Origin of the sequence: Catenulispora rubra (assembly GCF_015356825.1) — a bacterium.
GTDB classification, from domain to species: Bacteria; Actinomycetota; Actinomycetes; order Streptomycetales; family Catenulisporaceae; genus Catenulispora; species Catenulispora rubra.
Map to the genome: position 1 here is coordinate 1 of NZ_JAACYW010000363.1, position 10829 is coordinate 10829.

The 10829-nt window shown below is 71.3% G+C and carries 9 protein-coding genes; 3 read left to right on the plus strand and 6 right to left on the minus strand.

Going from position 1 to position 10829, the window contains the following annotated elements:
- The first annotated feature begins 259 nt into the window (after positions 1-259).
- On the plus strand, positions 260-1681 hold the full coding sequence (locus GWK61_RS48705; RefSeq protein ID WP_194920355.1) for an FAD-binding oxidoreductase: 1422 nt from the start codon (positions 260-262) through the stop codon (positions 1679-1681).
- A gap of 107 nt (positions 1682-1788) precedes the next feature.
- Here GWK61_RS48705 and GWK61_RS60255 read toward each other — a convergent pair whose 3' ends face one another.
- On the minus strand, positions 1789-3051 hold the full coding sequence (locus GWK61_RS60255) for a cytochrome P450 family protein (RefSeq protein ID WP_194920375.1): 1263 nt from the start codon (positions 3049-3051) through the stop codon (positions 1789-1791).
- A 303-nt stretch (positions 3052-3354) separates the two neighbouring features.
- Here GWK61_RS60255 and GWK61_RS48715 point away from each other — a divergent pair, with 303 nt between their 5' ends.
- A complete protein-coding gene (locus tag GWK61_RS48715; RefSeq protein WP_194920357.1) occupies positions 3355-4713 on the plus strand; it encodes a phthiocerol/phthiodiolone dimycocerosyl transferase family protein in 1359 nt (452 codons plus the stop codon).
- A 22-nt stretch (positions 4714-4735) separates the two neighbouring features.
- Here GWK61_RS48715 and GWK61_RS48720 read toward each other — a convergent pair whose 3' ends face one another.
- The 3 genes from GWK61_RS48720 to GWK61_RS48730 form a co-directional block, all read right to left on the minus strand.
- The gene (locus tag GWK61_RS48720) at positions 4736-5584 is read right to left on the minus strand and encodes an AfsR/SARP family transcriptional regulator (protein ID WP_194920359.1); all 849 of its coding nucleotides are present in this window, start codon (positions 5582-5584) and stop codon (positions 4736-4738) included.
- A gap of 16 nt (positions 5585-5600) precedes the next feature.
- Positions 5601-6281 carry an O-methyltransferase gene (locus GWK61_RS48725; protein WP_194920361.1) on the minus strand — a complete coding sequence of 227 codons (681 nt, stop codon included), beginning with the start codon at positions 6279-6281 and terminating at the stop codon, positions 5601-5603.
- 136 nt (positions 6282-6417) lie between these two features.
- The gene (locus GWK61_RS48730) at positions 6418-7356 is read right to left on the minus strand and encodes an NADP-dependent oxidoreductase (protein ID WP_194920366.1); all 939 of its coding nucleotides are present in this window, start codon (positions 7354-7356) and stop codon (positions 6418-6420) included.
- A 164-nt stretch (positions 7357-7520) separates the two neighbouring features.
- On the opposite strand from GWK61_RS48730, the gene GWK61_RS48735 reads away from it, so the two are divergent.
- The gene (locus tag GWK61_RS48735) at positions 7521-8042 is read left to right on the plus strand and encodes a MarR family winged helix-turn-helix transcriptional regulator (protein ID WP_194920372.1); all 522 of its coding nucleotides are present in this window, start codon (positions 7521-7523) and stop codon (positions 8040-8042) included.
- A gap of 161 nt (positions 8043-8203) precedes the next feature.
- Here GWK61_RS48735 and GWK61_RS60260 read toward each other — a convergent pair whose 3' ends face one another.
- Together GWK61_RS60260 and GWK61_RS48745 are read right to left on the minus strand one after the other, a co-directional pair.
- Entirely contained in the window at positions 8204-9427 is a 1224-nt protein-coding gene (locus GWK61_RS60260; RefSeq protein WP_323748102.1) for a cytochrome P450, read from the minus strand.
- Positions 9428-9462: 35 nt separating this feature from the next.
- A partial coding sequence (locus GWK61_RS48745) for an ATP-binding protein (RefSeq protein ID WP_194920373.1) occupies positions 9463-10829 on the minus strand: 1367 nt, incomplete at its 5' end.

Genomic DNA, 10829 nt, shown 5'->3' on the forward strand with positions numbered 1-10829 from the left:
AGGGTGGGCAGGGGCGGGCGGGGTTCGGTGTCGGGAGCCCCGGCGGCCTCGCCCCGGTCATCGGTTCGCTTCGTCACCTGGAGCGGCCTCTCTGCTCGATATCGGGGTGCCCGATGCTGGTCTGCTCGATTGCTGGTGTGCTCGATATTGGTCAGGGTGCTTGACTATCAGGTATCCGGGACGTACGGTTACCTTACTACTCTTCGTGATCACCCGGAACCGCGACAGTGCCGGCCACCCGGCACGGACAAGGGCAGCCATGAGCAGTGTGGACCGAGCCGCCACCATAGATCCCCCGATCGACCCCGAGACGGTCACGGAGCTGGCCACGCGGATCCAGGGTCCGGTGCTGGCCCCCGCCGACGAGGCGTACGACGCCGAGCGCAGCGGCAACCAGACCGCCCGACGGCACCATCCCGACCTCATCGTCGGCGCCACCGGTGCGGCCGACGTGCAGGCGGCCGTGACGTTCGCCAGGGAGCACGGCCTCCCGGTCGCGGTCCAGGGCACCGGCCACGCCTCGGCCGCGGTCGCCGCCGACGGCGGTCTGCTCATCACCACCTCGCGCATGCAGGGCATCCGCGTGAGCCCCGGCACCGGCACCGCGTGGGTGGCCGCCGGGACGCGCTGGGAGCAGGTGATCCACGAGGCCGCGGCGGCCGGCCTGGCCCCGCTGTCCGGCTCGGCGCCGGGCGTCGGCGTGGTCTCCTACACCCTCGGCGGCGGCCTGGGCCTGCTCTCGCGCCGCTACGGATTCGCCGCGGACCACGTGCGCAGCCTCGACGTCGTCACCGCGGACGGCCGGCTGCGGCAGGTGAGCGCCGAGGCCGACCCGGACCTGTTCTGGGCGCTGCGCGGCGGCCGGGACAACTTCGGCGTGGTCACCGGCATCGAGATCGACCTGATGCCGGTCACCACGATCTACGGCGGCGGCCTGTTCTTCGCCGCGGACGCCATCACCGAGGTCTTCGACGCCTACGTCCGGTGGACTGCCCACCTGCCCGACGAGATGACCTCCTCGATCGCGATGATCGCCTTCCCCGACGCGCCGATGCTCCCGCCGCCGCTGCGCGGCCGCTACGTGGCCCATGTGCGCATCACCTACTCCGCCGACGACCTGCGTCCCGGCGCGGACCTGGTGGCCCCGCTGCGCGAGCTGGAGCCCTTCATCGACACCGTGAAGGAGATGCCGTACTCCCAAGGCGGCACCATCCACAACGACCCCCCGATCCCGGGCGCCTTCGAGTCCTTCACCGCCCTGCTGCACGACTTCGACACCACCGGGGTGCACGCGCTGTTCGCACTGGCCGGGCCGCAGGCCGCGGTGCCGCACGTCATCGAGCTGCGACACCTCGGCGGCCAGTTGGCGAACCCGCCGGCGGTCGGCAACGCGGTCGGCGGCCGGCACGCGCGGTACGCCATCAACGTCATCTCCCGCCTGGAACGCGCCGAACTGAGCGAGATCCGGCCGGCGCACGAGCGCATCTTCGCCGCACTGGAGCCCTGGGTCGTCGGACGCACGCTGAACTTCCTGAACGGCGCGGACGACGCCAAGTACGTGCGCTCCGCCTACGAGCCGAAGGACTACCAGCGGCTGACCGAGATCAAGGCCGCTTACGACCCGGAGAACCTGTTCCGCCTGAACCACAACATCCCGCCCGCGACTTCTCAGGGCTCATAGACTTTCTCAGGGTTCACAGACTTTCTCGGGGTTCACAGACCGGCGGGTGCCGCCGCCGGGATCGGTGGCCGCCTCCCCCGGGGCGGCCACCGATCCACTTTTTTGCCTCAGCTGCGCTGCGCCTGCGCCCCGAGGTACACCGGCAGGCCGACGACCGAGTTGGAGAAGATCGACGGCACCGCGGTCAGCGCGTCGTCCTCGACCGCGAGCCGCAGCTCCGGGAACCGCGCGAACAGCGCCGGCAACGCGATCGCCGCTTCAAGCCGCGCCAGGTTCGGGCCGATGCACACGTGCGGCCCGGCCCCGAACGCCATGTGCTTGCCGGCCGACCGGTCGATGTCGAACTGGTCGGCGTCCTCGCCGTACCGCGCCGGATCACGGTTGACCCCGCTCCAAGGCGCGAGGATGGCCTCGCCCTTGAGGATCGTCACCCCCGCGACGGTGACGTCCTCGGTCGGGAAGCGGGCCGGGAAGTTCCCGACCGGCGAGTCGAAGCGCAGCGTCTCCTCGATGACCTTCGCCCAGACCTCGTCACCGCCCTCGTCACCGCCCTCGTCGACCTTGGCGCGCTGCTCCGGATGCGTCAGCAGGGCCCGCGTGGCGTTGACGATCAGGCTGATCGAGGTCTCGTGGCCGGCGCCGATGAGCATCCACAGCGTGTCTTCGAGCTCTTCGTCGGTGAGCGGCTCGCCGTCCTCGCCGTTGATCGCGATCAGCGCGCTGGTCAGGTCGTCGGCCGGCTCGGCGCGCCGCATGGCGAACAGCTTCTGCCACAGCTCGTGCCGCTCCACCTGGGTGGCCATGTACTCCTCGGCCGTGGTGTCGGCGCGCACCACGGTGTCGATCAGCTGGCGGAACCTCGGCCACCACTCCTCCGGCACGCCGATCAGCTCGCAGATCACCTGCATCGGGAACGGATAGGCGTAGTGCTTGCGCAGATCGACGACGCCGTCGGAGTCGGCCAGCGCGGGCAGCTCGTCCAGCATCCGCTCCACGATCTCGCCGATCCGCGGCCGCAGCGCCTCGACCCGGTTGCGGGTGAACGTCCTGGTCAGCGGACGCCGCAGCCGGCGGTGCTCCACACCGTCCCGGGCCATCGCGTTGTTCAGCCGGATCATGCTCAGCAGCGGCCAGTCCTCGGGCACCTCGCCGCGGCTCAGCGCGCCCCAGTTGCGCCAGTCCCGGCCCACGCGCGGGTCGGCGGCCAGCTCGGCGAGCAGGCCGTAGTCGGTGATGACCCACATCTGCACGCCGCCGGGCAACTCGGCCCGGATCACCTGGCCGGCCTGGCGCATCCGCGCCGCCTCGCCGTGGCGGTCGGCCCCGGACGGATCGATGCGGATCAGCGGTGGAACGGTCTGGGCGACCATGGAGTCGGACACGGGAACTCCTCCCCCGGGCCGGTTCGGCCATCGGCGGAGCCGGCCCATCAGATGTCAAGAGAAATGACGCCGGCAAGGCGGCCGACGGCTCACTGGAATACCATCACGGCACGCTTGAGAATCGACTAAATACGGCTCATGGACCAGCTCAGAGCGCTGTCACACTATTATCACCAAGAATTCATGGTGTCCACCCCGCGCTATTTGCTAGCATCATCGCGAGTAAGCTTTCGATGATCAGTTCCGGTATTTACACATCGCATTTCATGCAATGATGGGGGTCGAGGCGAAATGAGCATTCGGGGCACGTCGCGGGCGCTGAGCCCGGCGGAGCGCTGGTACTGGATCATCGATCAGCTCTCCACGCTGAACGTCTGCGCGCGGGTCCGCGTCGAGGGCGCCGTGTCCACCGACGCGCTGCGCGGCGGGCTGCGCGCACTCCAGGGCCGGCAACCGTTGCTGCGCCTGGCGATAGCGACGGCAGCCTCGGGAATCGACCCGCGCTTCGTCCCGACGAGCGAGCCGATCCCGCTGCGCGAGGTCAGCGTGACCCGGCTGGAGGAAGAGCGCTGGGCGCAGGAGATCGACACCCACGAGTTCGTCGAGTCCGTCGACTGGCGGACCGGGCCGCTGGCCCGCGCGGTCGTGATCCGGCAGCCGGACGGGATCAATGATCTGATTCTCTCGGTCCCGCACTACATCTCGGACGGGACGACCGCGCTGGCCCTGCTGCGGCAGTGGGTGCTGCTCGCGGCCGAGCCGGGCGCCGCCGACGATGCCGAAGCCGCCAATGCCGCCGAAGCCGCCGATGCTTCCGAAACACCGATCCCCGTCCCGGTGGAAGACCTCTTCCCGGAGCGTCACCGCACCACCGCCGGCGCGCTCCCGGACCGCGAGGCCGCCGATCCGACAGCGGACGAGTCCGCAGAGGCCGGCCGCCTGGAGCCCGAGTTCTTCGTCCCCTTCGACCAGCGCCGGACCCGGCTCCTGCACCGTTTCCTGCCCGCCGACGCGCTGGCCGACCTGACGGCGGCCTGCAAGCGCGAAGGCGTCACGCTGCACGGCGTCCTGGCCGCCGCGCTGGCCGGCGCCGTCGCCCGGGACGCCGAGGCGGCGCCCGGCTCGCACTTCGCGGTCGGCTCCCCGGTCTCCTTCCGCGACGAGCTCGAACGCCCGGTGTCCGAGGACGAGGTCGGCTGCTTCGTCTCGGCCGTGCACTCGGTCGTCGCCTACCAGCCCGACGACCTGTGGTCGATGGCGCGCTTCGTCAACCGCGACCTCACCGAGCGCCGGGAGCGCGGCGACCAGTACCCGGTGTTCGCGCTGCTGGCCGCGCAGGGCCCGGCGGGCATCGTCGACAGCGAGCCGCTGGTCCGGTACATCGAGGAGCACGGCTCGTTCAACTTCTTCATCTCCAACATCGGCCGCTTCGACTTCCCGGCGGAGGTCGGCGACTGGCGGCTGTCCGGAGCACAGTTCGTCGGGGGCATCTCAGTGGTCGGATACCTGGCCTCGTCGGTCAGCACCAGCCACGGCCAGCTGTCGTGGAACTTCACGCACATCGCCGACGCGGTGTCCCGCGAGCGTGCCGAGCGCATCGCGGACGACAGCATCAAGACCGTGCTCACGGCCGCCGTCTCAGGCTCCTGAGGTCTCAGGCTCCTGATCCGGCTCAGAACGAGCTCGCCAGCGCCGGCGCCTCCAGCAGGTCCGCTGCCGATCCCCGCGGCAGCGGCACCACCTCGGCGTCGTCGAGCACCGGATCCTGGGTCAGCACCGCCTGATGGAACCTCTTGAGCTTGCCGGAGGGCTCCAGCCCGAATTCGGTGCGCAGGTTGTGCCGCACCTGGTGGAACGCCTCCAGCGCTCGGATGCGGTAGCCGGAGCGGTACAGCGCGATGACGAACTGCGCGTGCAGGTTCTCGTGGAAGCGGTTGCGCGAGGTGAGCACCGCCAGCTCGCCGAGGATCTGGCGGTGCAGCCCCATCCGCAGGTCCAGCTCGATGCGATAGTCCAGCATCGTCATCCGCGACTGCTCCAGCGCCGCCACCTCGGCGCGAATCCGTGTCCCCGGCTCGACGTCGGCGACCGCGGGCCCGCGCCACAGGTTCAGGGCGTGCCGGAAGTCCCGGGCCGCCGTGTGGTAGTCCCCGGCGTCCATGGCCTTGATCCCCGTGCGCTGGAGCCGGTGGTAGGCCTGCAGGTCCAGCTGGCCCTGCTCGACGACGAAGCGGTAGCCGTTGTGCACCGTCTGCAGCACGTGCTCGGACACCTCGGCCAGGGTCAGCCCGGTGGCCCAGGTCAGCTTCTTGCGAAGCTGGAGCACGTAGATCTGCAGCGCGGCGCGTGCGGTCTTCGGCGGGGCCTCGCGCCACAGCTCGTCCATCAGCACCGGGACGGGCACCACGCGCATCGCGTTGAGCAGCAGCAGCGCCAGCGCGGTGCCCGGCTTCTGCGCGACCGGGGTGGCCGCGGCGGCGCCGTGCTGGATCGACAGCGGACCCAGGACCTTGATGTCCATCGGCTCGTCAGGCGCCTCAGCCGAGCTTGAGGCACACCTGGACGCCCATGTGGACCGGGAGCCGCACGGAGAAGTACCCGTTGGCCGGATCGGTCACGTGGTCCAGGAACTCCTGGTAGACGCCGCGGCCGATCTCCAGGTCCACGTCGTCCACGACCACCAGCGCGCCGGGCCGCAGCCGCGGCGCGACCAGCTCCAGGATCGGCAGCCGCAGGTCCAGCCAGCCGTCCAGGAGCAGCAGGTCCACCGGCCCGGGCAGCTCGCGCAGGGTCTCCCGGGCGTCGCCGAGCCGCAGCTCGATCAGGTCGTCCAGGCCCGCCTCGGCGAAGTTCTTCTCGGCGGCGAGCGCCTTGTCGGCCTGCAGCTCGGTGGTGATGACCGTGCCGCCGCCGTTGTCGCGCACCGCACTGGCCAGGTAGAGCGTCGATATCCCGAAGGAGGTGCCGAACTCGACCACGGTACGGGCCCGCGCCGAGCGCGCGAGCAGGTAGAGCAGGCGGCCGCCCTCCTTGCTCACCGACATGATCAGGTCTTTGGTGCGCTCGGCCAGCTCGTCGGCGGGCAGGTCGACCGGGTACTCGCCGGCCATGTCGACCCCGGCTGCCTTGAAGGCGGCCACCAGGTCCTGTTTCTCCTCGGCGGCCTGCAGCCGGCTCAGCGTCGATGCGACCGCCTCGGAGGACAACGTCGAATGCATAAGGGGAACTCTCCTCAAGCTCGTGACGGCGAACGGACGGCGTACTGGCGGCGTACTGGCGGCGAAACAACGGCAGACGATCGGCGGAACGGGTGAAACCGGGCCGGCCCTGGTACGGCCGGCCCGGTGGAACGGTTCAGGGCACGAGGACGGTCCGGCCGGGCAGCCGGCCGGCGGCGGCGTCGTCGTGCACGGCGCCCAGCTCGGCCAGGGGGCGGCGCTGGGCCACGTGGATCTTCAGCTCCCCGGCGTCGACGCGCGCCGTCAGCTCCGCGAGTTGCGCAGCGTCGCTGCGCCCGAACACGACCAGGTTCCGCACGCCGCGCCCGATCTCCTTGCGCAGCCCCGGCGGCACGATGGTGGCGAAGACGCCACCGTCGGCGACCAGGTCGGCGAGCGGCGCCAGCTCGGCCTCGCCGGCCGAGGCCACGACGTTCACCACCACGTCGAACCGCTCCCCGGTCAGCGCCTCGGTGACGGGTTCGACGGTGTAGTCGACGATCCGCTTCGCCCCGTAGGACTCCACGCGCTGCCGGCTGGCCGGGCTCGCTGTCGCGGTGACCACCGCGCCGGCCGCCGCCGCCAGCTGGACCAGGTAGCCGCCGACCGCGCCGCCGGCGCCGTTGACCAGGAGGGTCTGGCCGGGCTTGAGCGCCGCGTGCTCGACCACGATCTGCAGCGCGACCAGCGCGACCGACGGCAGCGCCGCGGCGTCGGCCAGCTCGCCGGTGCTCGGGGCGGGGGCCAGGGTGTCGGCCTCGACCACGGCGTACTCGGCGGCGGCGCCGGGCGCAGGGATCGGCAGCCAGGCCACGACCGGGTCCCCGACGCTCCAGCCGGCGACGCCGTCGCCGAGCTCGGCGACGGTGCCGGACAGGTCGTAGAGCGGGGTGTGCGGCAGCACGATCGGGAACGCCTCGGTCACGAAGCCCTGGCGGATCGGCAGGTCGACCGGGTTGAACGCGGCGCCCGCCACCTTCACCACGACCTGGCCCGGGCCGGCCGCCGGACGTTCCACGTCTTCGTGGACCAGGACGTCAGTCGCGCCGTAGGAGTGGAAGCGCACCGCTTTCATGATCGACCTCTCTCGCTGCCCTGCAGGCTCATGTGCTTCAAGGTCAAAGCAGATGCTTCGACCTTGAAGCTTCACTGTAGCTGCTTCGATTTCGAAGCACAACCGCTGTTCTTCTCCCCGGTTCCCTGTACGCTCAAGGAATGGGCGGCTCGGATCCGGCAGACATGGACGACGTTCAGGGCCTCGAACCCCAGCAGCTCGGCGTCTACTTCGCCCTGATGGAAGCCGTCAGCCTGCTGCAGCACCAGGTCGCGCGGCAGCTGCGGGCCGAGGGCGACCTCAGCTACGTGCAGTTCGAGGTGCTGGCGCGCCTGACCACCGTGGACGGCCCGCTGACCATGACGCAGCTCGCCGACGGCGTGGTGTACAGCCGCAGCGGCCTGACGTACCAGGCCGGCCTGCTGGAGCAGGCGGGCCTGATCACCCGCGTGCCGAGCCTGGACGACGAGCGCGCGACCCTGGTCTCGATCACCGAGGCCGGCGCGGCCCTGGTCGGCCGGGTGCTGCCCGGGCACGTCGAGGTGATCCGGCGGCTGCTGTTCGAGCCGCTGTCCGGCGAGGACGTGAAACAGCTCGGCGACATCATGCCGCGGGTGCGGGACCACATGCGGGCCCAGCCGCCGCGGTCGGCGGCGCCGCGCAAGCGCCGCCGGGAGCCGGTGGCGGAAGTACCGCAAGAATCCTGATCCGGGATCACGCCGACCTGCCCACTCGCCGCCTCGCGGCCGTATCAGCCCGCCGCGCCGCCGTTCACCCAGCCCGCCGCGCCGCCTTTCGGCCTGCCCACCGCGCCGCTTCACCGTGGCGCCGGTTCGCTCTCTCGCCGGGCCGCCGCCGCGTCGGCCGCTCAGGACCGGGTCGCGAAGCGCAGCGGCAGCTCGTTCGGGCCGTGGATCCCGGTCGGCGGCCGCCAGGTCACCGAGCCCGCCAGCGACGGCGGGCCCAGCCGCTGCGCGAGCGCGGCCAGCGCCTCGACCATCTCGGTGCGCGCCAGCGGGGCGCCGAGACAGTAGTGCGGCCCCGCGCCGAACAGCAGCGGGGAAGGCAGTCCGGTGGCGGTGACGTCGAAGGTCTCACCGGTGGCGAACACCCGCGGGTCGCGCTGCGCGGTCTGCGCGCACATCGTCAGGAACGTGCCCTTGGCGACCTCCAGGCCCTGATACTCGAAGTCCTCGGTCGCGCACCGGTAGATGATCGGCGTGGACGGGACCCAGCGGATGATCTCCTCGACGGCCTGCGCCGCCAGCTCCGGACGCTCGCCGAGCAGGTTCCACTGCTCGGGGTGGTCGGCGAACACCACCATCGCGTTGGAGAGCTGGTGGCAGGTGGTGTCGTGGGCCGCGAACACCAGCGTGACCAGCAGGTTGCGCAGTTCCTCGGAGCTGACCTGGCCCTCGGTGCGCTGCGCGGTGACCAGCGTGGAGATCAGGTCGTCGCCCGGGTCCTTCGCCTTCTCCTCCATCAGGCCTGAGACGTACTCGTTGAGCCCCAGGACGCTCTTCTCCACCCGGTCCACGATGTCGCCGCCGTGCACCAGGCTGAAGACCAGGCCGATGTCGCTGGTCCACAGCTTGAAGGTGTCGTAGTCCTCGGTCGGCACGCCGAGCAGTTCGCACATCACGGACAGCGGCAGCGGATCGGCGAAGCTCTCGACGAACTCGTGCACCTCGCCGCCGGCCATCGCGTCGGCCATGCGCTCGGCCGCGGCGCGCACGAAGGGCCGGATGCGCTCGATCATGCGCGGGGTGAAGGCCTTGGAGACCAGGTTGCGCAGCCGGCGGTGGTCCTCGCCGTCGTGGTTGTTGATCATCGGCACGAACCACTCGTAGATGGGGCCCGCGACCACGCCGCTCTGCTCCATGTAGCCGCGGCCGTTGTGGTCCAGGCGCTGGTCCCGCAGGAGTTCCTGGGCCTCGGCGTAGCGCAGGACCAGCAGGCCGATCGGGCTCTCGGCGTACCAGCTCTGCTCCTGGGCGGCCATGGCCTGCGGCGAGCCGAAGTCGAAGTCGGGGTCCAGGACGTTCAGGAACGGGATGTCGGTGGATGTGGATGAAGTGTTCTGGGCCGTCACCGTACTCACTTCCTTCGATCAGTCGTGGGGAGACGTCATCGGGCGCGGGCGATTGCGGTGATCGCCGCCGCGCGCCTCGGGCGGCACCCGGGGTTCGGCGCGGAGGCGGGGTCCTCGGGGATCTGCGCCACGGGGCGCAGCGGTTCGGAGGGGTGCACGCGGGGATGCGGCCAGCGGACCGTCGGCGGGGCGGTGGCCGGCGGGTTGCTGGCGGGCACGTGGTTCGTCGGCGGGTAGTTGGTTGCCGCATGGCTCGTAGGCGTATGGTTGGCCGGCACATGGTTGCCCGCCGGGTCGGTCATGGCGCCGATCCGCCGGTGCAGCCGGGCCCGCCGCAGGTGGCCGGTGGTCTCGCACAACACCTCGGCGACGAGGGCGTGCGCGAAGCGGAACCAGCCCAGACGCTGCCGGTCCTCCACGACCACCCCAGCCGCGACCGCCGCGTCGAGAAGTTCCAGCGCGGCGTCGATCTCGAGGCCGAGCACCCCGGCGACGACCTCGATCTCGAAGTGCCGGCCGACCACGGCCGCCACAGACAGCGCTTCTCCCACCGCCGGCGGCAGTTGCGCGACACGGCGCAGCACGACCTCCCGGACGGAAGTCGGCACCGGCACGGCGCCGGGGTCGTCGGGGGCGTGCTCGTTGGTCAGGACCTTGATGAACTCGCGCAGGTAGAACGGATTGCCGTCGGTCCTGGCACACAACGCCTCGGCGGCCCGCTCGCTGATGTCCCGCCGCAGGATCGCGCCGGCCATGCGCTGCGCGTCCCGCCCGGTCAGACCGGCCACGGCGATGCGAGTGGTCTCGCGGCGGGCCAGCGCGGCCAGGGTGTCGGCCAGCACCGGCGCCTCGTCGGAGCGGTAGGACACGACCAGCAGCAGCCGGCTCGCGGCCACCGACTCGGCGAGGTGCGCCAGCAGCCGCAACGAGCAGGCGTCGGCGCGGTGGAGGTTGTCGATCACCACCACCAGCGGTTCGGTGCGGGTGGCGCCGGTCAGGTAGTGGACGATCGCTTCGAAGCTGCGCAGGGTCGCGGTGGCTGCGACCTCTACGCCGTCGCTCTGTTCCGGCCCGTCGAGCAGTTCGCCGACGAGCGCGGGCACCGGGCGTTGCGGGAAGGCGCCGGCGGCCGCGCGGAGCACCTGTTCCCAGGGCCAGAGCGGCGGCGCGGTGACGTGTTCGGGGCAGGTGCCCCAGAGCACCGGGACCCCGGCGAGGTCGGCAAAACGATTCAACAGCCGGGTTTTGCCGACCGCCGGCTCGCCGGAGACCGCCGCGACTCGGCCTCGGCCGGCGCGGGCCGCGGCCAGGGCCTCGGTGAGTTGCGCGAGGAGCGGTTCGCGGCCGACGAAGACCTCGCCGTCGGGGTCTGCTTCCGGTGCGGGCTGGGATGGGTGGGACG